The sequence below is a fragment of the Achromobacter aegrifaciens genome (genome assembly GCF_902859735.1).
Lineage (GTDB): Bacteria > Pseudomonadota > Gammaproteobacteria > Burkholderiales > Burkholderiaceae_B > Achromobacter > Achromobacter aegrifaciens.
Genome location: NZ_CADIJY010000002.1, coordinates 629971 through 652929 on the forward strand (window position 1 = coordinate 629971; position 22959 = coordinate 652929).

The 22959-nt window shown below is 65.0% G+C and carries 22 protein-coding genes; 8 read left to right on the top strand and 14 right to left on the bottom strand.

The window, feature by feature from the left end; genetic code table 11:
• Positions 1 to 26: 26 nt before the first annotated feature.
• Positions 27 to 992: a LysR family transcriptional regulator gene (locus HV766_RS08835; RefSeq protein WP_119451568.1), complete on the bottom strand. Its 966-nt coding sequence runs from the start codon at positions 990 to 992 to the stop codon at positions 27 to 29.
• Positions 993 to 1125: 133 nt separating this feature from the next.
• On the opposite strand from HV766_RS08835, the gene HV766_RS08840 reads away from it, so the two are divergent.
• Genes HV766_RS08840 through cuyB form a run of 3 tightly spaced genes read left to right on the top strand, consistent with a single transcriptional unit; the run spans position 1126 to position 4305 of the window.
• The gene (locus tag HV766_RS08840) at positions 1126 to 2103 is read left to right on the top strand and encodes a Bug family tripartite tricarboxylate transporter substrate binding protein (protein ID WP_175180994.1); all 978 of its coding nucleotides are present in this window, start codon (positions 1126 to 1128) and stop codon (positions 2101 to 2103) included.
• Positions 2103 to 3569, top strand: coding sequence for an N-acyl-D-amino-acid deacylase family protein (locus HV766_RS08845; protein ID WP_175180995.1), 1467 nt, complete (start codon positions 2103 to 2105; stop codon positions 3567 to 3569). The genes HV766_RS08840 and HV766_RS08845 overlap by 1 nt, the downstream gene beginning before the upstream one ends.
• Position 3570: 1 nt before the next feature.
• Positions 3571 to 4305, top strand: a complete 735-nt coding sequence (gene cuyB, locus HV766_RS08850) for a cysteate racemase (RefSeq protein WP_119451571.1) — start codon at positions 3571 to 3573, stop codon at positions 4303 to 4305.
• An 87-nt stretch (positions 4306 to 4392) separates the two neighbouring features.
• Here cuyB and HV766_RS08855 read toward each other — a convergent pair whose 3' ends face one another.
• From HV766_RS08855 to proC, 7 genes are all read right to left on the bottom strand, one after another.
• The gene (locus HV766_RS08855) at positions 4393 to 5094 is read right to left on the bottom strand and encodes an ABC transporter ATP-binding protein (protein WP_054454165.1); all 702 of its coding nucleotides are present in this window, start codon (positions 5092 to 5094) and stop codon (positions 4393 to 4395) included.
• Positions 5094 to 5861 (bottom strand): high-affinity branched-chain amino acid ABC transporter ATP-binding protein LivG, encoded by a 768-nt coding sequence (gene livG / locus HV766_RS08860; RefSeq protein ID WP_013393946.1) that lies wholly within the window; start codon positions 5859 to 5861, stop codon positions 5094 to 5096. Before livG ends, HV766_RS08855 begins: the two co-directional genes overlap by 1 nt.
• Entirely contained in the window at positions 5858 to 7093 is a 1236-nt protein-coding gene (locus HV766_RS08865) for a high-affinity branched-chain amino acid ABC transporter permease LivM (protein ID WP_054454162.1), read from the bottom strand. The genes livG and HV766_RS08865 overlap by 4 nt, the downstream gene beginning before the upstream one ends.
• Positions 7093 to 8019, bottom strand: a complete 927-nt coding sequence (gene livH, locus HV766_RS08870) for a high-affinity branched-chain amino acid ABC transporter permease LivH (protein ID WP_175180996.1) — start codon at positions 8017 to 8019, stop codon at positions 7093 to 7095. Before livH ends, HV766_RS08865 begins: the two co-directional genes overlap by 1 nt.
• 189 nt (positions 8020 to 8208) lie before the next feature.
• The gene (locus tag HV766_RS08875) at positions 8209 to 9324 is read right to left on the bottom strand and encodes a high-affinity branched-chain amino acid ABC transporter substrate-binding protein (RefSeq protein WP_054454159.1); all 1116 of its coding nucleotides are present in this window, start codon (positions 9322 to 9324) and stop codon (positions 8209 to 8211) included.
• A gap of 431 nt (positions 9325 to 9755) precedes the next feature.
• Positions 9756 to 10325 carry a queuosine precursor transporter gene (locus HV766_RS08880; RefSeq protein WP_370127624.1) on the bottom strand — a complete coding sequence of 190 codons (570 nt, stop codon included), beginning with the start codon at positions 10323 to 10325 and terminating at the stop codon, positions 9756 to 9758.
• Positions 10322 to 11155, bottom strand: a complete 834-nt coding sequence (gene proC, locus HV766_RS08885) for a pyrroline-5-carboxylate reductase (RefSeq protein WP_054454155.1) — start codon at positions 11153 to 11155, stop codon at positions 10322 to 10324. The genes HV766_RS08880 and proC overlap by 4 nt, the downstream gene beginning before the upstream one ends.
• 193 nt (positions 11156 to 11348) lie before the next feature.
• Between proC and ugpB the strand changes: the two genes are divergently transcribed.
• The 4 genes from ugpB to HV766_RS08905 all read left to right on the top strand — a co-directional run bounded on the left by ugpB (position 11349) and on the right by HV766_RS08905 (position 15754).
• A complete protein-coding gene (ugpB, locus tag HV766_RS08890) occupies positions 11349 to 12662 on the top strand; it encodes a sn-glycerol-3-phosphate ABC transporter substrate-binding protein UgpB (protein ID WP_054454152.1) in 1314 nt (437 codons plus the stop codon).
• 198 nt (positions 12663 to 12860) lie between these two features.
• Complete coding sequence (ugpA, locus tag HV766_RS08895; RefSeq protein WP_054454150.1) at positions 12861 to 13742, top strand: sn-glycerol-3-phosphate ABC transporter permease UgpA; 882 nt, start codon at positions 12861 to 12863, stop codon at positions 13740 to 13742.
• Positions 13743 to 13763: 21 nt separating this feature from the next.
• Positions 13764 to 14615, top strand: coding sequence for a sn-glycerol-3-phosphate ABC transporter permease UgpE (ugpE, locus tag HV766_RS08900; RefSeq protein ID WP_013393954.1), 852 nt, complete (start codon positions 13764 to 13766; stop codon positions 14613 to 14615).
• A gap of 50 nt (positions 14616 to 14665) precedes the next feature.
• Positions 14666 to 15754 carry a sn-glycerol-3-phosphate import ATP-binding protein UgpC gene (locus HV766_RS08905; RefSeq protein WP_054454148.1) on the top strand — a complete coding sequence of 363 codons (1089 nt, stop codon included), beginning with the start codon at positions 14666 to 14668 and terminating at the stop codon, positions 15752 to 15754.
• Positions 15755 to 15836: 82 nt separating this feature from the next.
• On the opposite strand, the gene HV766_RS08910 is transcribed toward HV766_RS08905, so the two are convergent.
• From HV766_RS08910 to HV766_RS08930, 5 genes are all read right to left on the bottom strand, one after another.
• Positions 15837 to 16724: a MipA/OmpV family protein gene (locus HV766_RS08910; protein ID WP_175180997.1), complete on the bottom strand. Its 888-nt coding sequence runs from the start codon at positions 16722 to 16724 to the stop codon at positions 15837 to 15839.
• 63 nt (positions 16725 to 16787) lie between these two features.
• On the bottom strand, positions 16788 to 17882 hold the full coding sequence (locus tag HV766_RS08915) for a serine hydrolase domain-containing protein (RefSeq protein ID WP_175180998.1): 1095 nt from the start codon (positions 17880 to 17882) through the stop codon (positions 16788 to 16790).
• A 149-nt stretch (positions 17883 to 18031) separates the two neighbouring features.
• Complete coding sequence (locus HV766_RS08920) at positions 18032 to 19324, bottom strand: ATP-binding protein (RefSeq protein ID WP_054454143.1); 1293 nt, start codon at positions 19322 to 19324, stop codon at positions 18032 to 18034.
• A complete protein-coding gene (locus HV766_RS08925; RefSeq protein ID WP_175180999.1) occupies positions 19317 to 20018 on the bottom strand; it encodes a response regulator in 702 nt (233 codons plus the stop codon). Before HV766_RS08925 ends, HV766_RS08920 begins: the two co-directional genes overlap by 8 nt.
• A gap of 207 nt (positions 20019 to 20225) precedes the next feature.
• Positions 20226 to 21353 carry a branched-chain amino acid ABC transporter substrate-binding protein gene (locus HV766_RS08930; protein WP_054454141.1) on the bottom strand — a complete coding sequence of 376 codons (1128 nt, stop codon included), beginning with the start codon at positions 21351 to 21353 and terminating at the stop codon, positions 20226 to 20228.
• Between the two features lie 316 nt (positions 21354 to 21669).
• Between HV766_RS08930 and HV766_RS08935 the strand changes: the two genes are divergently transcribed.
• Positions 21670 to 22275, top strand: coding sequence for an RBBP9/YdeN family alpha/beta hydrolase (locus tag HV766_RS08935; RefSeq protein WP_054454834.1), 606 nt, complete (start codon positions 21670 to 21672; stop codon positions 22273 to 22275).
• Positions 22276 to 22340: 65 nt separating this feature from the next.
• Here the strand turns inward: HV766_RS08935 and HV766_RS08940 are convergent, their stop codons facing one another.
• Entirely contained in the window at positions 22341 to 22841 is a 501-nt protein-coding gene (locus HV766_RS08940) for a Dps family protein (RefSeq protein ID WP_054454138.1), read from the bottom strand.
• Between the last annotated feature and the right edge of the window lie 118 nt (positions 22842 to 22959).

Below are 22959 nucleotides of genomic sequence, written 5' to 3' on the forward strand. Positions count from 1 at the left end.
CGGGCTTGCCCCTCCGGCGCAAGCCCTCAGCTGGAAGCGCCGGGCGCCAGTTCGCACGGCTCCCCCTCTTCCAGCGTTTTCTTCACCGCCGCCAGAAAGCGCCGCGCCAGCAAGGGCGGCGCGCTCAGATTCGAATGCGTGGCCCAGATATCCACGCTGGCCGCCGGCGATATCGGGCGCAAGACCATGTGCGCGGCCTGGTCCGGCGTCACGCACCAGGCATCGACCAGCGCCGGCCCCAATCCCTGCTGCACGAAAGAACAGGCGGTCACGGGCGAATGCACTTCCACCGCCGCCGCGCAGGCCGGCCCTTCGCCGAAGAAGGGCTTGAGCGCGCGCGCCAGCGGCGTATCGCGCGGATAGCCGATCCAGGCCGCCGTGGAGAAATCCTCCGGCCGCATCACCTCGCGCGCCGCCAGCGGATGCCCGGCAGGCAGCGCGCAGACGATGGGCACCCGCGCCAGGCGCACGGACCGCAGATTGGGATGATCGGGCGGCTGCATGGAGACGCCTATGTCCGCCTGGCCCGATAGAAAATACGCAGCCAGCTCATCGAAGGTCACGCTGCGGTAATCGACGCGCGCGTCCGCATTGCGGCCGCGGAAGCGATCCAGCGCCATCGGAATGAGGCGCTGCCCGAAACTGGCGCTGGCGACGATCTTCAGCATGCCCGCGCCCGACTGGCCCAGGCTGGCAGCCAGGTCGTTCACGCGCTGGATGCCGCCATAGACCTGCTCCACTTCCGCGTACAGCCGCCGCGCCTCGGCCGTCGGCGAGAGCCGGCTCTTCACGCGCTCGAACAGCTTGTAGCCCAACCGGCTCTCGGTCAGCGCCAGCACGCGGCTGACCGCGGGTTGCGATACATGCAGCATGCGGCCCGCGCCGCTGATCGATCCGGCCATCATGATGGCGCGGAACACCTCGATCTGGCGCAGGTTCAAAGGCCGTCCGGCAGTGGGTCCGACCTCGTCCGCATAGGCATGCTCATCCATTTTTTCCCCTGGCAAATCAGCGCCAAACCGATAACGCCCGATTATAGGTTTTCGACATTTTTCGATGAGGGCGCGCAGAGACGCGGGGTGTAACCTGCCCGCCTCAACACCACAAAACCAAGGGGAATCCACCATGCGTAGCAAACTCTTCCGCGGCCTTTCCGCGTTGGCGCTCGGCGCCGCCATGTCGGCCGCCGCCACCGCCGGCGCGTATCCCGACAAGCCCATCACCTTCGTGGTGCCCTCGGCCGCGGGCGGTTCGCCCGACGTGCTGTCGCGCCTGATCACGACCCAGCTGGCGCGCGACACCGGCGCCACGGTGGTGGTCGAGAACCGCCCCGGCGCCGCCGGCAACATCGGCATCGCCCTGGTCAAGCGCGCCGCGCCCGACGGCTACACGGTCGGCTACGGCAACATCAACACGCTGGCCGTGAACCGTTCGCTGTTCAAGCGCCTGCCCTACGACGTGGACGCGGACCTGACGCCCGTAGCCCATCTGTTCGACCTGTACAACGCGCTTATCGTGCCGGCCGACTCCCCCGTCAAGAGCGTGCAGGACCTGATCGACCGCGCCCGCAAGGAACCCGGCCGCCTGTCCTATGGCGCCTCGGGCGTGGGCACGACCGGCCACATGGGCGGCGAACTCTTCAAGAGCATGGCCAAGATCAACGTCATGTTCATCCCCTACAACGGCGGTCCCGCCGCCATCCAGGACCTGCTGGGCGGCCGCCTGGACTACCTGTTCGTCAACACCTCGGAAGCGACCCCGCTGGTCAAGAGCGGCAAGGTCCGTGCCATCGGCGTAAGCAGCCTGAAGCGCCTGGCGCTGATGCCCGAGGTGCCCACGCTGGACGAAGCCGGCCTGAAGGGCTACGAAACCGTGGCCTGGGGCGGCGTGGTCGCGCCCAAGGGCACCCCGCCGGAAGTGGTCGCCACGTTGAACGCCGCCATCCAGAAGGCGCTGCAGGCGCCTGAAGTCCGCACCGGCCTGGCCACGCTGGGCGCCGAACCGGCCAGCGGCTCGCCCGCCGACTTCAAGCAGCTGATCGACCGCGAAACCGCCAAATGGCAACAGATCATCGACGGCGCCGGCATCGAGAAACTCGACTGATGAGCGCGCGCATGCTGCAAGCAGACTTCATCGTGGCAGGCGCCACGCTCGTCGACGGCACCGGCGGCCCTGCCCGCCAGGGCGACCTGGCCGTGCATGACGGCCGCATCGCCGCGGTGGGCGAGTTCGCCCGCCCGGCCGGCGTGCCGGTCATCGACGCCAGCGGCCTGGCGCTGGCGCCTGGCTTCATCGACTCCCATACCCACGACGACGGCTACCTGCTGGCGCACCCGGACATGCTGCCCAAGGTCTCGCAGGGCATCACCACCGTGGTCACCGGCAATTGCGGCATCAGCCTGGCCCCGTTGGATGGCACTGCCATCCCGCAGCCGCTGGACCTGCTGGGTCCGGCCGAACTGTTCCGTTTCAGCACCTTCCGCGCCTGGATGGACGCACTGCGCGCCACGCCCGCCGCCGTCAACGTGGCGCCGCTGGTCGGCCACACCACGCTGCGCGTGGCGGTCATGGACGACACCTCGCGCGCCGCCGACGCGGACGAACGCGCCGCCATGCGCGCGCTGCTGCAAGAAGCACTGGACGCGGGCGCCTTCGGCGTTTCCACCGGCACCTTCTATCCGCCGGCCAGCGCGGCGCCCACCGACGAGATCATCGAGGTCTGCGCGCCGTTGCGCGGCCGTCCCGGCGTCTACGCCACGCATCTGCGCGACGAGGCCGACCACATCGTTGCGGCCATGGAAGAAGCGCTGCTGATCGGCCGCGAACTCGACTGCCGCGTGGTGTTCTCGCACCACAAGCTGGCCGGCGAGCGCAACCACGGCCGCAGCCGCGAAACCCTGGACCTGATCAACCGCGCCGCCGCCACCCAGGCGGTGTGCCTGGATTGCCATCCCTACCCCGCCACCTCCACCATGTTGCGGCTGGACCGCGCGCGCCTGGCCAGCCGCACCATGATCACCTGGTCCAAGGGCTACCCCGAAGCCACCGGCCGCGACTTCAGCGAAGTCATGGCCGAACTGAGCCTGGACGACGAAGCGGCCATCGCACGGCTCGCGCCCGCCGGCGCCATCTATTTCCTGATGGATCCGGCCGACGTCGGCCGCATCTTCTCGCATCCACTGACCATGGTGGGCTCGGACGGCCTGCCCTTCGATCCGCATCCGCACCCCCGCCAATGGGGCACCTTCACCAACGTGCTGCGCGCCATGGTGCGTGAACAGCGCCTGCTGACGCTGGAAACCGCCATCCACAAAATGACCGGCCTGGCCGCGGACCAATACGGCATCGCCGAGCGCGGCCTGTTGCGGGAGGGGTATCATGCTGATCTGGTGCTGTTCGATCCCGCCACCGTGACAGATGTGGCCACTTTTTCAGCTCCCATTCAGGCAAGCCAGGGCATCCAAGCGGTTTGGGTCAACGGCAGGCAGGTCTGGGACGGGGAACGGACCAGCGCCGAACGCCAGGGCCAGGTCTTGACGCCCGGGACGGCATTAGCTCGGAGTAAATAACGTGAACAGCTATTCCCAGGGTTGTTACCTGGGTGTATTGGGCGGCATGGGCCCCATGGCGGGCGCCGCCTTTGCCCTGCGCCTGGCGGCATTGACGCCCGCCGCGATCGACCAGCAGCACATCCCTACGCTGCTGCGCAACGACCCCCGCATTCCCGACCGGTCCAGCGCCTACATGGCGGGCGGCGAAAATCCTCTGCCCTACATGCAGGAAGGCGTGCGCTTTCTGCAGAACGCCGGCGCGCAGCTCATCGCCATCCCGTGCAACACGGCCCACCTCTGGTACGACCAGATCGCTGCGTCCACCGACCTGCCCGTGCTGCACATCATCCAGGCCGTCATCGACGACCTGCGGCGTCTGGGCTTGCCCACCGGCCGCATCGGCCTGATGGGCACCGCCGCCACGCTCAAGCTGGGCCTCTATCAGCAGCATCTGGAAGCGCAAGGCTATGAGTGCATCGTGCCCGACGACGACGAAGTCGAACGCTATTGCATGGGCTCGATCCGCGCGGTCAAGGCCAATCGCCTGGAAGACGCCTACGCGCCAGCCGCCGAATGCATCGCCCGCCTCAAGGCGCGCGGCGCGGACGCCGTGGTGCTGGGCTGCACCGAACTGCCCCTCGCCGTGCCGCACGCGCTGCGCCCCAGCCTGGGCGTGACGCTGACCGACTCCATCGACGCGCTGGCGCGAGCCGCAATCGCGCATTACCAGGCCGAACAGCTGCTGGCGGCCTGAGCCCGCGGCCCCTTCCCCGCGCCAAACAGGCGAAAAAAAAGGCGCATTTTCCAATGCGCCCCAATTTCCCTTCGCGGGGAACAGCAATCAACCGCCCAGATACGCCTTGCGCACCTGGTCGTTGACCAGCAGGTTGGCGCCGGTGTCCTGCAACACCACGCGCCCGTTTTCCAGCACATAGCCGCGGTCGGCCACGCCCAGCGCCTTGTTGGCGTTCTGTTCGACCAGGAACACCGTCACGCCCTGTTCGCGGATCTCGCGGATGATGTCGAAAATCTGGGCGATCACCAGCGGGGCGAGGCCCAGCGTCGGTTCGTCCAGCAGCAACAGGCGCGGACGCGTCATCAGCGCGCGGCCGATGGCCAGCATCTGCTGCTCGCCGCCCGACATCAGGCCAGCGCGTTGGCTGGCGCGTTCTTTCAAGCGCGGAAACAGCCCGTACACGTGGTCGATGCCCGCCTGGATCTCATCGCGCTTGGCGAAGAAGCCGCCCATCATCAGGTTCTCGGCAACGGTCAGGTCCTTGAAGACCCGCCGCCCTTCCGGCGAAATGGCGATGCCATTGCGCATGATGTGGTGCGTGTCCTTGTGGGTGATGTCCTCGCCCTCGAACGTGATCGTGCCTTCGCGTGCCCGCGGGTTGCCGCAGACGGTCATCAGCAGCGTCGTCTTGCCCGCGCCGTTGGCGCCGATCAGCGTGACGATCTCGCCCTTGTTGACCTCCACCGACACCCCGTTCAACGCCTGGATGGCGCCGTAGTAGGTATGAATGTTATCCAGCTTAAGCATTACTCTTCCCCCAGGTACGCCTTGATGACGCGCTCGTCGTTGCGCACCTGCTCGGGGGTGCCGGTAGTGATGGGCTTGCCGTGCTCCATGACCAGGATGCGGTCGGAAATGCCCATGATCAGGCTCATGTCGTGCTCGATCAGCAGCACCGCGACGCCGAATTCGCGCCGCAACTGGTCGATCAGCGACTGCAGATCGCGCTTTTCCTGAGGGTTCAGGCCCGCCGCCGGTTCGTCCAGCATCAGCAGACGCGGCTTGGTGATCATGCAGCGCGCGATCTCCAGGCGGCGCTGGTGGCCGTAGGCCAGGTTGCCCGCCTCGCGGTTGGCGAACTCGCGCAAGCCCATGAAATCCAGCCATTGCGCGGCGCGCGCCAGCGCGTCGGTCTCGGACTGGCGATAGGACTTGAGCTTGAGCAGGCCCGGCAAAAGCCGCGACTCCACCTGGGTGTGCTGCGCCACCAGCAGGTTCTCCAGCACGGTCAGCTGCTTGAACAGGCGCACGTTCTGGAACGTGCGCACCAGCCCATGGCGCGCCACCTTGTGGCTGGGCAGACCGGTGATGGCCTTGCCGTCCATGGTGATGTCGCCCGCCGTCGGCGCATAGAAACCGCCCACGCAGTTGAACACCGTGGTCTTGCCTGCCCCGTTGGGGCCGATGATGGCGAACACCTCGTCGGATTTGACTTCGAACGCCACGCTGTCCACGGCCAACAGGCCGCCGAACCGCATGGTGAGCCCGGATACTTTCAGCAATGCCTCGCTCATTTAGCCAACTCCACATGGGGACGCTTCATGGGCAACAACCCCTGCGGACGCCACATCATCATCAATACCATCACCAGGCCGAACATCAGCATCCGGTATTCGGCGAATTCGCGCGCCACTTCCGGCAGCACCGTCAGCAGCACGGCCGCCAGGATAACGCCCACCTGCGAGCCCATGCCGCCCAGCACCACGATGGCCAGGATCAGCGCCGATTCGATGAAGGTGAAGGACTCCGGATTCACCATGCCCTGGCGCGCCGCGAAGAACGCGCCGCCAAAGCCGGCGAACATGGCGCCCAGCGTGAACGCCGACAGCTTGATCCGCGTGGGATTCAGCCCCAGCGAACGGCAGGCGATCTCGTCCTCGCGCAGCGCTTCCCATGCGCGTCCAACCGGCATGCGGATCAGTCGGGTGGAGACGAACAGCGTCACCAGCGCCAGCAGCAGCGCCATGAGGTACAGGTACACCACCATGTCCTGGTTCTGGAAATTCCAGCCCATGAATTCATGGAAAGTGGTGCCGCCTTCGGTGCTGGCGCGACGCGTCATTTCCAGGCCGAACACCGTCGGCTTGGGAATGCCCGAGATGCCGTCCGGACCGCCGGTCAGCGTGTTCAGGTTGATCAGCAAGAGGCGGATCATTTCACCAAAGCCCAGCGTCACGATGGCGAGGTAGTCGCCGCGCAACCGCAATACCGGAAAGCCCAGGATGAAACCGAACAGCGCGGCCATGGCGCCCGAGAACGGCAGCGCTTCCCAGAAGCTCCAGCCGCCCCAGTGGTACAGCAAGGCATAGGTATAGGCGCCGACGGCATAAAAGCCCACGAAGCCCAGGTCCAGCAGGCCGGCAAAACCCACCACGATGTTCAGGCCCAGGCCCAGCATCACGTAGATCAGCACCAGCGTGGCGATGTCCACCGAGCTGCGCCCGGCGAAGAACGGCCAGATGACCGCGATGGCCAACAGCAGAATGGCGAGCGGCTTGTGGCTCTTGGCCGGCGCGGCCGGCAAGGTCGGCAGGCCCGTCTTCAGCTTCTGGAACGGCTTGGCGATCCAGGGGCGCAGCAACTGGAACACGAACACGATCGCGGCGGCAATCGCCACCAGCGACCAGTTCGATTCCATCGTGGTGCGGGCGCCCTGCCGGATCAGTTGCAGGCCGAAGACGGGGGTGACGATGACAGCCGTCAGCACGGCCGCCATCGTGGCGTTTTTCAGATTGTTGTTCGACATCAGACTTTTTCCACCTCAGGTTTGCCCAACAGCCCGGTGGGACGGAACAGCAGGATCAGGATCAGCAGCGAGAACGCCACGATGTCCTTGTACTGTGAGGAGATGTAGGCAGCCGCGAAGGTCTCGGCCAGCCCGAGCAGCACGCCGCCCAGCATGGCGCCGGGGATGCTGCCGATGCCGCCCAGCACCGCCGCGGTAAAGGCCTTGATGCCGGCAAGAAAGCCGATGAAGGGGTTGAGCTTGCCGATGGTGATGGCAATCAGCACGCCGCCCACCGCTGCCAGGATCGCGCCCATCACGAAGGTGAACGAGATCACGCGGTTGGTGTCGATGCCCAGCAGGTTCGCCATGTGCATGTCCTGCGAGCAGGCGCGCGAGGCGCGGCCCATGCGGGAATACTTGATGAACAGCGTCAGCCCGATCATCAGCACCACCGTGACCACGATGATCATGATGCGCGAATACGGCACGGTGACGTCGAAGTCGGAGCCCATGTGGAACTGCACGGCGCCGGACACCAGCGATGGCACGGCCATGTCGCGCGCGCCCTGGCCCAGGGCCACCCAGTTCTGCAGGAAGATCGACATGCCGATGGCCGAGATCAGCGCCACCAGACGGGGGCTGCCGCGCACGGGCCGGTAGGCGACGCGCTCGACGCTGAAACCGTAGATGCCCGTGACCACGATGGCCACGACCAGCATGGCCGCGATGATGAACGGTATCGGCAAGCCGCTATTGGTGCCGATGACCGTCAGGGTGACCAGGCCGACATAGGCGCCGATCATGTAGATTTCGCCGTGAGCGAAGTTGATCATACCGATGATGCCGTAGACCATTGTGTAGCCGATGGCAATCAACGCATAGATCGCGCCCAGAGACAATCCGTTGAAGAATTGCTGGGTAAGTTGGGGTATGAGGTCAGACATTATTTCTCTTGCTCCAAATGGTTCCGGCCCCGGTGGAGAGACCCGGAGCCGGAAACCTGGGCGTATTTTATAAGGGCCTGGCATCTGCGCCCGCCGGCCGCACAGCGCTTTTGGCGCTTCGCTACGCGGATTACGGCAGAACGTGGACGACAGGCCCTACACGCCGGCGACGCCGGCGGGATCGCGAGTTTACAGCTGGGTCTTCTTGCCGTCCTTATCCCATTTGTAGACGGCGAACTCGAAGTTCTTCAGGTCGCCCTTGGCGTCGTACTCGACCGGGCCGATGCCGGTGGAGAACTTGGTCTTGTGCATGTAGTCAGCCACCTTGGCGGGGTCTTCGCCCACCGCGTTGATGCTGTCGGCCAGGATCTGCACGGCGGCGTACGCCGGCATCTGGAAGGCGCCGTCCGGATCGCGCTTGGCGTCCTTGAAGGCCTTCACGATGCTCTCGTTGCCGGGCAGCTTGGTGAAGTCGGCCGGCAGCGTGACCAGCAGGCCGTCGATGGCCGGGCCGGCGATCGCCACCAGATCCTGGTTGGCGGTGCCTTCCGGACCCATGAACTGGACCTTCAGGCCCTGTTCACGCGACTGGCGCAGCAACAGACCCAGTTCGGGGTGGTAGCCGCCGAAATAGACCAGATCCACGCCAGCCGACTTGAGCTTGGTGATGATGGCCGAGTAGTCGCTGTCGCCGACGTTGATGCCTTCGAACATGGCGACGTTCACGCCTTCCTTGCCCAGCGAATCGCGGACCTGGGTGGCCACGCCCGAACCGTAGGTCTGCTTGTCATGCAGCACGGCGACCTTCTTGGGCTTCAGGGTCTTGGCGATGTAGTTGGCGGCGTACGGGCCTTGCTGGTCGTCGCGGCCGATGGTGCGGAAGAAGAAATGCGGCTTGATCGTGTCGGTGACCAGCGGCGAGGTCGCGCCCGGGGTGATGCCGACGATGCCCTCTTCCTCGTAGACCTTCACGGCGGCCACGGTCACGCCCGAGCACGCATGGGCCACGGCGAACTTGGCGCCGGAATTGACCACGCGGTTGGCGGCCGGCACGGCCTGCTTGGGTTCGCAGCCGTCGTCGATGAGGATGGGTTCGAGCTTCTTGCCCTTGACGCCGCCCTTGGCGTTGATGGTCTCGATCGCGGTCAATGCGCCGGCCTGGATCTGGTCGCCGTATTGCGTATTGGGGCCGGTCATGGGCTGGGGAATGCCGATCTTGATCGTGTCGGCGGCGTGCGCGGCGCCAGCCAAGGCAAGTGCCCCAAGCGCCATGGCTACCGGGGTAAGGCGATTCAGAAACTTCATGCGGAGTTCTCCAGCGAGGTTTTGAGCGGCTCTGTCCGACGCGGTTTATCGGTTGGGTAATCCGTTAATCCTCGTCGCCCGTCGCCGGCTTCTTGGGCAAAAACACGGTGTGGCCGGTATTCTGAAAGCAAGCCGTCATACTGTCACTGCGTGTAATCCCCAATATTTAGGCGCGCGCCTTTAATCGTGACGGATAGCCGGGGCAAACCTCTGAAATCGTTGGAGAATCCGCAAGAAAATCGTATTTATCATCTGGCGCGCCACGCGAAATTGTGCTTCGAGATATATATCGCGGGCGATTAATACGCCGTTTAAAGACGCATTTAAATACAGTGCTTACGCAGGACTTACGAATAATAATTAACGTGCGTAGTTATTCACTGAATTCAAGCGCGGGGCGGCCCGAAAACCGCAGGCGCCCCGCCGCCTGGTCAGGCATTGGCCGGCTTGGCCAGATTCCACATCAGCGCGCGGAACGGCGCCAGCATGCTGATATTGACCGCGAGCTTGATCGCCAGGTCGCCCATCATCCATGTCATCCAGGGCGCGCCGGTCGCCGCGAATGCAACGCTGAAGAACACGGCCGTATCCAGGATGGCGCCGAGCACGCCCGACACCAGGGGCGCGCGCCACCAGCGCTGGTCGCGCAATCGGTCGAACACCTGAATGTCCACCAGTTGCGCGCAGATATAGGCCAGACCCGAAGCCAGCGCGATGCGCGGCGAGGCCACCCATACCGACACCACCAGGGCGGCGGCAAAGCCGAACCAGACCACCCTGCGCGCGGCCGCCGGGCCGAACCGGCGGTTCAGCACGTCCGTGACCAGGAAGGCGACCGGATAGGACAACCCGCCCCAGGTCAACCAATCGTTCAGCGGCACCTGCACCAGGATGTTCGAGCCGACCACCACCACCAGCATGCACAGCACGGCAATGGCGAACTGCGGCCGGCTCATGAGCGCAAAGCGCCGGGAGCCTGTGCCCCCGTCCGTGGCCGTCATTTGCCGAACTCCTCCGCCAGCTCGCGCGAGCGTCGGGCGGCGGCCGCCATGGCGTCTTCGACGATGGCGGCAAACCCGGCCGCGCCGAACGCATTGAGCGCCGCCGCCGTGGTGCCGCCCTTGGAGGTGACACGTTCACGCAGGGTGGCCAGCGGTTCAGAGGACTCGGCGGCAAGGCGCGTCGCCCCGGCCAGCGTGCCCAATGCCAGTTGCTTGGCCTGTTCTGCCGTCAGGCCGACCTTCTGGCCGCCCGCCACCAGCGCTTCCAGAAACAGGAATACATAAGCCGGGCCGCTGCCCGACAAGGCCGTCACGCCATCAAGCGCGGCGTCATCGGCGACCCACACCACTTCACCCACGCTGGACAGCAATCGCGCCGCCAGGTCGCGGTCGGCAGCGTCCACCCCGTCCAGCGCCGCCAGGCCGGTAATGCCGGCGCCCACCAGGGCCGGCGTATTCGGCATGCAGCGCACCAGGCGCTTGAACGGCGCCTCGGGCGTACCGAGCCAGGCCGCCAGCGTATCGGCGCGGATACCGGCCGCCACGCTTACCACCAAAGTGTCTTCGCGCAACCATTGACGCGTGGAAGCCACAACGTCCTTCATGTTCTGTGGCTTGACAGCGAACACCCAGACGCGGCACCGCGCCAGGGCCTCGCCCGGAGCCGTCGCGGTGGTCATGCCGCGGGCCTGCCAGGCAGCATGCGAATCCTGGTTTATGTCAATGACATGTATGTTGCCGGCGGCGCATACTTTGCCGGCCAGGCCCGAGGCCAGGGCAGCGGCCATATTGCCGCCCCCGATGAACGCAATCGAAAGTTCGTTTTTCATAGGAGCCGATTGTAAACGGGAGTTCTCGTTGGGAAAAAAAAGAAAAATGTTCGTTCGCGCCTAAAACGCGCAATTTGACAGGCGTTTGGAGTGATGTGAAAGTCACGGTTTTGTCACAAACAATTCATAAGGTGTCGTGTTTTCTGCGCCCGGACAACCCGGTCGCGTCACGCCCAACTGGAGGAACCTCTCTATGCGATCCCACCGTATTGCCTTAACCTTTGCCGCCATCATGACGGCTTTTGCAGGCGCCTCCGCGCATGCCGCCACCGAGATCCAATTCTGGCACTCGATGGAAGGCGCGCTGGGCGATCGCGTGAACGGCCTGGTCGACGAATTCAACAAAAAGAACCCCGACTACCAAGTCAAGGCAGTCTACAAGGGCAACTACGGTGAATCCATGAACGCCGGCATCGCCGCGTTCCGCGCCGGCAACGCCCCGGACATCCTCCAGGTGTTCGAAGTCGGCACCGCCACCATGATGTACGCCAAGGGCGCCATCAAGCCGGTGCAGCAGATGTCGGAAGAAGTCGGCAACCCGATCGATCCGAAGGAATTCATCGGCGCCGTGGCCGGCTACTACTCGTCGGCCGACGGCAAGCTGGTGTCGATGCCCTTCAACAGCTCGACCGTGGTGTTCTACTACAACAAGGACGCCTTCAAGAAGGCCGGCCTGGACGCCGACAAGCCGCCCAAGACCTGGGAAGAGCTGGCCGCCGCCGGCCAGAAGCTGAAGGCCGCAGGTCAGGAATGCGGCTACACCACCTCCTGGCCGTCGTGGGTCCAGCTGGAAACGTTCTCGGCCTGGCATAACGTGCCGTACGCCACCAAGGACAACGGTTTCGGCGGCCTGGACGCCCGCATCGCCATCAACACCCCGCTGCACGTGCGCCACCTGGAAAACCTGGCCAAGCTGGGCAAGGAAGGCATCTTCATGTACGGCGGCCGCGGCGACGAGCCGAACTCGCTGTTCATCAGCGGCAAGTGCGCCATGATCACCGGTTCGTCCGGCCTGCGCGCCAACATCGCCAAGAACGCCAAGTTCGAATTCGGCACCTCGACCCTGCCCTACTACGCCGACGTGCAAGGCGCGCCGCAGAACACCATCATCGGCGGCGCTTCGCTGTGGGTCTTCGCCAACAAGAAGCCGGAAACCTACAAGGGCGTGACCGCGTTCTTCAAGTTCCTGGCCAGCCCGGAAATCGCCGCCCGCTGGCACCAGCAGACCGGCTACGTGCCCGTCACCAAGGCTGCCTACGAGCTGACCAAGAAGGACGGCTTCTACGACAAGAACCCGGGCACCGAAGTCGGCGTCAAGCAGCTGAACGTCGAAACCACCGCGCAATCGCGCGGCCTGCGCCTGGGCTTCCTGCCGCAGATCCGTGAAATCGAAGACGCCGAAATCGAACGCGTCGTTTCGGGCAAGGTCAGCGCCAAGGACGGCGCCGACAACATCGTCAAGCGCGGCAACGAGCTGCTGGAAAAGTTCGAGAAGAGTGTAAAGTAACGCCCTTCCGCGATACCGGCCCGGTCCTGTCAATCGGTATTTTCCATGCCGTGACAAGGACTTGGGCTGTTTTGCGCCAGGCAGTACAAGGCTTAAGGCCCTGCGGTTTTTAGGGCTTTAAGCCTCTCGTATTTTACGAAGGCGGTTTCAGGCGGCGGTTACTCCAACCGCCGCTTTTCTGTACCTTGGGTTCCCCCTATGGAAAAACGCGTTGTATTCGGGCACAAGACCTTGCCCTATCTGCTGCTCCTGCCGCAGATCATCATTACCGTGGTCTTCTTCTTCCTGCCGGCCGGCCAGGCCATGTGGCAATCGCTGCGGCTGGAAGATGCATTCGGACTGTCCTCCGAGTTCGTCGGACTGGACAACTTCATGGACCTGTTTTCGCAACAGGCCTACCTGGATTCCTTCCGCGTCACCGCCGTATTCTCGATCCTCGTGGCAGTGGTCGGTTTGGGCGTGTCCTTGCTGCTGGCCGTCATGGCAGATCGCGTCATCCGCGGCGCCGGCCTCTACAAGACGCTGCTGATCTGGCCCTACGCCGTGGCGCCCGCCGTGGTCGGCGTGCTGTGGCTGTTCCTGTTTTCGCCTTCCGTCGGCATCCTGGCCGTGGCCCTGCGCCATGCCGGCGTCGACTGGAACCCGCGCCTGGACGGCAACCAGGCCATGACCCTGGTGCTGATCGCCGCCGTGTGGAAGCAGGTGTCGTACAACTTCCTGTTCTTCCTGGCCGGCCTGCAATCGATTCCGCGCTCGCTCATCGAAGCCGCCGCGATCGACGGCGCAAGCCCGTCGCGCCGCTTCTGGAGCATCGTGTTCCCGTTGCTCTCGCCCACCACGTTCTTCCTGCTGGTGGTCAACATCATCTACGCCTTCTTCGACACCTTTGCCGTGGTGGACACGACCACGCAGGGCGGTCCGGGCACGTCGACCTCCATCCTGGTCTACAAGGTGTACAGCGACGGCTTCCGCGGCCTGGACCTCGGTTCGTCCGCGGCGCAGTCGGTGGTGCTGATGTTCATTGTGATTGCCTTGACGGTCGTGCAGTTCCGCTACGTCGACCGCAAAGTGCAGTATTGATTTTGTCCGAGGCTATAAACAATGGTTGAACGCCGTCCCTGGCTGGATATTCTGGCCCACGTCATTCTGCTCTGCGGCGTGGCGATGGTGGCATTTCCGCTCTACGTCACTTTCGTCGCGTCCACCCAGACCGCGCAGGAAGTGGCGTCCGCGCCGATGTCCCTCATCCCCGGCAAGCATTTCGTCGACAACTACATGCAGGCGCTGTTCGGCGGCTCTTCCGGCGGTTCGTCGGGCGCGCCCGTGGGCCGCATGATGTACGTCAGCCTGATCATGGCGCTGGCGATTTCCATCGGCAAGATCGCCATCTCGCTGCTGTCGGCTTTCGCGGTGGTGTATTTCCGCTTCCCCGGCCGCATGTTCTTCTTCTGGATGATCTTCGTCACCCTGATGTTGCCGGTCGAAGTCCGTATCGCGCCCACCTACAAGGTGGTGGCCGACCTCGGCCTGCTCAACAGCTACGCCGGGTTGACCTTGCCGCTGATCGCCTCGGCAACCGCCACCTTCCTGTTCCGCCAGTTCTTCCTGACGGTGCCGGACGAGCTGATCGAGGCCGCGCGCATCGACGGCGCGGGTCCGGTGCGCTTCTTCCGCGACGTGCTGCTGCCCTTGTCCAAGACCAGCATCGCCGCGCTGTTCGTGATCCAGTTCATCTACGGCTGGAACCAATACCTGTGGCCGCTGCTCGTGACCACGCAGGAAGACATGTACCCCGTCGTCATCGGCATCAAGCGGATGATCAGCGGCGGCGACAGCGTGACCGAATGGAACATCACCATGGCCACCGCCATGCTTGCGATGATCCCGCCCGCGCTGGTCGTCATCCTGATGCAGAAATGGTTCGTCAAGGGTCTGGTCGACACTGAAAAGTGACGGTCACCCGCCCTCGCCCACCCGAACACGACTCCGAACACGAATAACTCATGGCTACTCTCAGCTTTCGCAACGTCAAGAAAACCTATGCCGGCAATGTGCCGGTCATCCATGGCATCGACATGGACGTCAAGGACGGTGAATTCATCGTCATCGTCGGCCCCTCGGGCTGCGGCAAATCCACGCTGATGCGCATGGTCGCCGGCCTGGAAACCGTCACCGGCGGCGAAATCGTCATCGACGACAAGGTCGTAAACAACCTGGAACCCGCCGAGCGCGACATCGCGATGGTGTTCCAGAACTACGCGCTCTACCCGCACATGACCGTGTTCGAGAACATGGCCTACGGCTTGAAGATCCGCAAGTTCTCCAAGGACGAGATCAAGAAGCGCGTGGACGCGGCCGCGCAGATCCTGGAACTCGGTCACCTGCTGGACCGCCGCCCGCGCGCCCTGTCCGGCGGCCAGCGCCAGCGCGTGGCCATGGGCCGCGCCATCGTGCGCGAACCCAAGGTGTTCCTGTTCGACGAACCGCTGTCGAACCTGGACGCCAAGCTGCGCGTGGCGATGCGCCTGGAAATCATGAAGCTGCATCGCCGCCTGGGCACCACCAGCCTGTACGTGACCCACGACCAGGTCGAGGCCATGACGCTGGCCCACCGCATGATCGTCATGTACCAGGGCGTGCCCGAGCAGATCGGCACGCCGATGGAAGTGTTCGAAAAGCCCGCCTCGACCTTCGTCGCCGGCTTCATCGGTTCGCCGCCGATGAACCTGATGGAAGTCAACGTCGCGGGCGACGGCACGGTGCAGACGCTGGACGGCATCGCGCTGGACATCTCGCCGCTGCAGGTGCCCTCGCAAGTGCGCGGCCGCAAGATCATCATGGGCATGCGTCCCGAGCACATGCTGCTGAACACCCAGGGCGTGCCGGCCGAAGTCGAAATGGTCGAAACGCTGGGTTCCGAACAGCTGGTCCACAGCCGCTGCGGCAAGAACATGCTGGTCGTGCGTTGCACCACGCGCCAGCTGTCCGAGTCGTCGGCCAAGGTCGGCGACCGCGTCAGCCTGGGCCCGGACGGCCGCCATCCGCTGCACTGGTTCGAGGCCGACAGCGGCCGCCGCGTGCAAGGCCTGTAAAGCCATCGCTGGACGGAAGCGGCGGCTGCGCCCGCCCGCTTCCGTCTCACCCGCTCCCGGCCGGGAACGGGCTTCCCCCCGATCAATACGTGTACGTCATCATGGTGCCGATGGTGTACTGCGCGCGATCCCGCACGATGGGACTGTCCGCCGCGTCGCCGTACAGGCGCCGCGCTTCCGCCGACGTGGTCCACGACCAGGACTTGGAGAGCGGCACGGCCCAGGTCGCGCCCAGGCCCACGCTTTCCAGACCGCCCTTGGGCGTGTACTTGCGATAGCCGGACTTTGCCGACTGGTTGCCGCTGACGCCATACCAGGTGCGCATGTAATTGCCGTCGCCGAAAGTGCCGGACAGCGCCAGCGAAATCGCCCCGGCGCTACCCTCGTACACGGTGGTGCTGGCTCCCAGGTTGAACATGGTGTAAGCGCTGCCTACGTCGCGGTTGTCGCCCTTCTTGAATGCATGCGCGACCGTTGCCGACAGGGTCACTGGGCCTATCGTCGTTTCAGCGTCCATACCGATCTGCGCGCGGCTTTCGATGTCGCCCATGCCGCGCAGCTTGTCCGAGCCCTGGAACCCCTTCTTGTGGTCCTTGCGCGAAGCGCTGGGCGCAAGATAAAAGCGGAACGTGCTGTCCAGGGCCTGGGTTTCCCAGCCCAGGCCGTGGTCGGTGCTGAGGAAGAAGCCACCGGGGCTGCGCACGCCCAGGCCGATGATCGGCACGGCGGAATACTCGTCGCTGCCGCTGTAGCGCGGCGCGTAGCCCGCGCCCAGCGTGCCGTAGAACAGCCATTCGTCGGCCGGCCCCTCCCCCGTCGCCACCGTCAACCCGCGCGAGCTGGCCCCGCGCTGGCCGTAGACGGAACTGTTCGCAGCGTCATCGGCCAGGGACAGTCCCGGGACTAAAGCCAGCAGGCAAGCAGCGCCGGCGCCGCGCGTAAACAGGATGGAACGGATTTTTCGCTTCATAACAGCTTCCAAGAAACGAGGTTGAGGGGGGGGGTAAAACCGTGGAGCCGGGAACGGCCCCATCTATTGGGTGATTGCGCCCTGCTTGGCCTGGCGCATCAGCGCCATCGCCATCGTCGACACCGAGGCCACCAAGGACTCGCTGGTGTCGGAATTGCTCATGACCAGCACCGCCAGCTTGTCGCGCGGCGCCAGCACCAGACGCGAATGGAAGGCTTCAGTGGCGCCGCTATGCAGACGCAATGGCGTGCCGGCGATATCGTCGCCACAGGGCGCAGCCAGCCAGGACAAGGCCAGGCGGCATTCCAGCGCCAACCCGCCTTCCACGGTTTCCATGTCGAGCACGGCGCGGGCCGAGTCGGCATTCAGCACGCGTCGGCCTTGGTAAAGACCGTCGGCAAAAAGCATGCTGGAGAAGCGCGCCATCTCCGAAGTGCTGAGCCAAAGGCCGTCGGCCGCTTCGTTGGGCTGAGGCGCTTCGGTCCAGGGAGCGCCGCGACGGTAGCCCGAGGCGCGCAGTTCGAGCATGCGCGGATCGGGATGGAACCCGGCGCGCGGCATGTTCAGCGGCTGCAGGATGGTGCGGCGCACGTAGGTGTCGAACGGTTCGCTCGCCACATGCGCAACCATGTCTCCCAGCAGGGCGTAGGCCATGTCAGCGCGCGCGCGTCCCATGGTGTCTTCCAACGATCCGGGGTGCACGGCCAGCAGATTGCGGGCGGTGAAGGGATGCGTGCCCAGCCATTGCATGGCGCCGCGGCGCGGCTGGATGTCCCAATCGGGCAGCGCCTGCGAGGCCGGCTGGTCCAGCGCCAGACGCCCGTCGTCGGCGGCGCGCAGCACGCCCGCGGCCGTGACGATCTTGGTGATGGTCCCTACGCGGTACAGCGTGTCGCTGGTGGCGCTGCGGTGGCGCAGCGGGTCCGCGTAACCGAAGCCCGTGCTCCACACCAGGCGCTGGTCGTCGACGATTGCGATCGACAGGCCCGGCACGTCGGAAGCGTCCATGTCATAGGGGATGCGCTGGGCCAGGTAGCCCACCACCGCCTTGTAGTCGCCCTGGGCGATCGGCGGCGGCGCGTCGGGAGGAACGCCCTGGCAACCGCCCGCGGCGACCAGCAACATACCTACGGCAACCAGGCGGCTGAGGGAAAACATGGCTAGCGGCAAGACCTCTGAAGAGAACTGCCGTCATGCTATCCAGGCGCCTGCCCGCGATCTTTCCCGCTTTGTATGGAGTTTGTGAAGATTGCGGCGGCGGATTGTGAAGTTTGTTTACGTTGTGCCGCGCCGCACCCCGCCAGGCTTCAGGCGGTCTTCCAGGCAACCACGAAACGCGCGCCGCCCAAGGGGCTGTCGCTTGCCTGCACGGTCCCGTTGTGCCAGCGAGCCACCCGGCTCACGATGGCCAGGCCCAACCCCACCCCACCCGTCCCGCGGTCGCGGCTTTCGTCCAGGCGGATGAAAGGTTCGAAGATCCGTTCGCGGTCGGCAGGCGGGATGCCGGGGCCGTCGTCGTCCACGATCAGCACGTACTCGCGCGCGCCCGGGCTGATTAAGCTGACCTGGACCTGCCGGCCGGCATGCCGGATGGCGTTCTGCAGCAGGTTGAGCAAGGCGCGCGTCATGTAGCGCTGGTGCAAGTGCACCTCGGGCACCTGGCACAGTGCCACTTCGCAGCGCACGCCCGACACGCCGGCCTCGAAGCCGGCATGCTGCACCACCGAATCCAGCCAGCCGCGCGCGTCCTGCGGCTGCAGCGCCACGCCGTCGCCCTTGTGTTCCAGGCGCGCGTACATCAGCAATTCCGAGGCCATGGCGTCCAGTTCGGCCACGTCGCTCTTCATTTCCTCGACCAGGCGCTTGCGTGCGGCCGGGTCGTCCTCGCGGTCCATCATGTCCAGTTCGAACGACAGGCGCGCGATCGGCGTGCGCAGCTCGTGCGACACGGCATTGGTCAGGTCGCGCTGGTTGCCCACCAGCGCGCTGATGCGGTCTGACATCTGGTTGAAGGTGTCGCCCAGGTTGCGGATGCTGGAATGGCGCGACAGGCGCGCCCGGGCTTGCAGGTCGCCCTGGCCCATGCGCAGGGCGGCGGTCTTCAGGGCCTCCAGGTCGCGCCAGATGGGCAGCGCCCACACCAGCATGAAGGCGCACAGCAACAGGCCCAGGGCGGAATACACCGCGGCCATCAGCCAGGGGCCGATGTCCGGCTCGGGCGGCAGCTTGACCTCCAGCCATTGCCTGCCCGGACCGGGAATCGCCGCCACAAAGGTCTGCTGCTTGTCGCGCACGAAGAAGCTGCCGGACTCCACCATGGCGCGCTCGTCCTTGGTGGCGCCGTAGCTTTCGGCGTCGACCACCTTGAGCGCCAGGCCGTAGTACGGCGCCAGCGCGTCGCGCACGTGCGCCTCGCGCTCGGATGGCGGCACGCGGCCCAGTTCCTGCACCAGGCTGTGGATCTGGCCCCGCACCGCTTCGCGCGCGTAGGCGTCGCTGACGGGTTCGAAGAAGTAGTTGGCGGATCGGTCCACGACTTCGTTGGAAATGACGAAGCCCACCGCCAGCACCACGAACAGCCGCAGGACAAACTTAAGCATCACCGCTCTCGTGCGCCTTGGGCGAGAACAGATAGCCCTTGCCCCACACGGTCTTGATGCGCGCCGGATCGCGCGGGTCGTCATCCAGCTTGCGCCGCAGCTTGCTGACGCAGACGTCGACGCTGCGGTCCAGTCCGTTGAATTCGATGCCGCGCACCGCATTGAGCAAGTCGTCGCGGGTCAGCACCTGGCCGGCCTGGCTGGCCAGCGCCCAGAGCATCTCGAACTCCATTGTGGTCAGGTCCACTTCGGAACCGGCATGCACCACGGCGCGCGTACGCCGGTCTATGACCAGCGGACCGAACTCCAGGCGGTCCGGCGGCTCGTCCAGCTGGCTGTGCCGGCGCAGGAGCGCCCGTACCCGCGCCAGCAGCACGCGCGGCTCCACGGGCTTGATGACGTAGTCGTCCGCGCCCGACTCCAGGCCCAGGATCTGGTCCAGGTCGTCCTCGCGGGCCGTCAGCATGAGGATGGGGGCTGATGAAAACGCGCGCAGATCACGGCAGACCTGCAGGCCGTCACGGCCGGGCAGCATCAGGTCCAGGATGGTGATGGCCGGGTCATGCCTGCGGAATGCCTCCACCGCGTGATCGCCGCGGTAGGCCTGGGCAACATGGAAACCGTGCTGCTCCAGGAACTGCGCGATCAGGCGCGATAGTTTCGGATCGTCTTCGACTAACAAGGCCTTGGTCATGGTGTCCAGACAGAAAAAGTGAGGTCGATGGCGCCGCATTCTACGCAAATGCGGCGGGCGCGCGTTCGACCGGAACGCGCCGAGCCGGTTCCCGGGCCGTCGGAAGAACAAAAAAACCGGGCCGGAAGACTGTCGCTTCCGGCCCGGTTTCCTGCGGAACCGCCAGGGGGTCCGCCGGTCTCGCGGGCCGGCGGCCCGCGCCTGGACTTACTTGTAGACGGTCTTGGAACCGTCCTTGTGCCAGGTGAACACGTCGAACTGGAAGTTCGTCAGGTCACCCTGCTTGTTCCAGGACACCTTGCCGATCGGCGTATCGAAGGAATTGGCGTGCAGGTACTTGGCGACCTTGGTCGGGTCGTCGCTGCCAGCGCCCTTGATGCCGTCCGCGATGACCTGGGTGGCCGTGTAGGCGGTCATCTGGAAGGCGCCGCTGGCGTTGCGCTTCTTGGCTTCGAAGGCCTTGACGATGTCGGCGTTGGCGGCGTTCTGGGTGAAGTCGGCCGGCAGCGTCAACAGCATGCCTTCGACGGCGTCGCCGGCGATGGCGTTGATATCGGGGTTGCCCGTGCCTTCCGGGCCCATCCACTTGGCCTTCACGCCTTGCTCGGCCGCCTGGCGCAGCAGCAGGCCCATTTCAGGGTGGTAGCCGCCGTAATAGACGAAGTCCACGCCCTGGCTCTTCAGCTTGGTGATGACGGCCGAGTAGTCGCTGTCGCCGGCGTTGATGCCTTCGAACACGGCGACGGCCACGCCGCCCTTCTCCAGGTCGTTCTTGACCGCGGTAGCGATGCCCTGGCCGTAGGACTGCTTGTCATGCAGCACGGCGACCTTCTTGGGCTTGATCTTGTCCAGGATGAACTTGGCGGCGGCAGGACCTTGCTGGTCGTCGCGGCCGATGGTGCGGAAGATGAACTCGTAGTTCTTGCCGTCGGTCAGGGCCGGCGACGTGGCGGACGGCGTGACCATGACCACGCCTTCATTGTTGTAGACGTCGGCGGCGGCGATGGTGGCGCCCGAGCAGACGTGGCCCACGACGAAACCGATCTTGCTGTTGACCACGCGGTTGGCGGCGACCGGGCCTTGCTTGGGTTCGCAGCCGTCGTCGATCACGACGGTTTCCAGCTTCTTGCCGTTGATGCCGCCGGCGGCGTTGATGCGCTCGACTGCGGTATCGACCCCTTCACGGACCATATCGCCATACTGCGTGACCGCGCCGGTGGTGGGGCCGACGACGCCGATCTTGATGGTTTGCGCTTGCGCTCCCGAGGCAAACGCCAGACCGGCTGCGACGCCCAGCGCTGCAATGACCGGGGTCAGACGAAATACTGGCTTCATGTGTGGACTCCTCTAATGATTTGTAATCGTTAGTTTTTTGCACCGGGTCGGACGCCGGATCATCTCCAGGCCAAGCATGCCTGCTGGACTGCCCTTTGCAGGGGTTTCGGCCCTGGTCACGCCCGGTTGCATTGCGATTGCACGGCAAGCATACACTGAAAAATTGCCCTTCTCAGGCCAGTTTTCGACCACTTTGATACCCCTCCGATTATTGCGCTGCGGCATTGTTCGGGGTGCGCCCTTATGCCCGCTGGCGTATATGCAAAAGACGATTTATTCGTTTGCGTTACTAAGGCCGCGCGGCATCATGGCCGCCATGAGACTCCAACCGATCATCGTCCCCGGATGGAAAAACTCCGGACCGCAACACTGGCAATCGCGCTGGATGGCCCTGCTGCCGCATGCGCGCCGCGTCGAGCAACGCGACTGGGAACATCCGGCTCCCGGCGAATGGATCGCGGCGCTGGCGACCGAGGTGAACGAGGCCCGCAGCCCCGTGCTCCTGATCGCGCACAGCCTGGGTTGCCTGATCAGCGCCGCCCTGCCGGTGCCACTGCGCGCCAAGGTCGCGGGCGCGCTGCTGGTGGCGCCTGCCGACGTGGAACGCGAAAATGCTCCCGCCTGTTTGAGAAGCTTCGGACCTGTGCCACGGCATTCCCTGCCCTTCCAAAGCGTGGTGGTGGCGAGCGACGACGATCCCTATTGCCAGCTGGAACGCGCCCGCGCGTTTGCGCGCGATTGGGGCAGCCGGCTGGTGGTCGTGCCGGGCGCTGGCCACATCAACGCCGAGAGCGGCCTGGACGACTGGCCGCAGGGCTTGAAGCTCCTGGGCGCGCTGCGCCGGCGCGCGGTGTGGCGGGTGACGCCGCCGCCCGAGCGGATCGCGCCCATACCGGCACGGCCGCTGTCGCATCAGGCCTGACTCATTTCCGATGCTGAAAAAAACGGAGCCGCGAGGCTCCGTTTTTCATGTGGCGTCGGCCGCTATCACTGCAGCAGGCTGCGCAGCATCCAGGCGTTCTTTTCGTGCACGTCCAGGCGCTGCGTCAGCAGGTCGGCCGTGGGCTGGTCGTTGGCGGCATCGGCCTTCTCGAAAGCGGCGCGCGCCGTCTTGGCGACGGATTCGTTGGCGGTCACCAGCAGACGCACCATTTCCAGGGCTTCCGGCACCGAGTCCGGCTCGGCGATGGAGGACAGCTTGCTGAATTCGCGGTAGGTGCCCGGCGCGTAGTGGCCCAGCGCGCGGATGCGCTCGGCGATGCTGTCCAGCGCGTTCCACTCTTCCGTGTACTGGGTCATGAACATCAGGTGCAGCGTGTTGAACATCGGCCCCGTGACGTTCCAGTGGAAATTGTGCGTCATCAGGTACAGCGTGTACGAGTCGGCCAGCAGCTTGGACAGTTCGCCGGCGACTGCGGCGCGGTCCTTGTCCGAGATACCGATGTTGATGCGCGGAACGCTGGAGGTCTTCTTGGGGGACTTGGCCATTGCTAGCTCCTAGGGATGAATGTGCGAAACAAGGATAACACTGCAAATACGGCGAAATGCCGCAATATCCGCCGCTTTTATCAATCAGTCCTGCGACCTTTTGACGCGGCGCAAACCG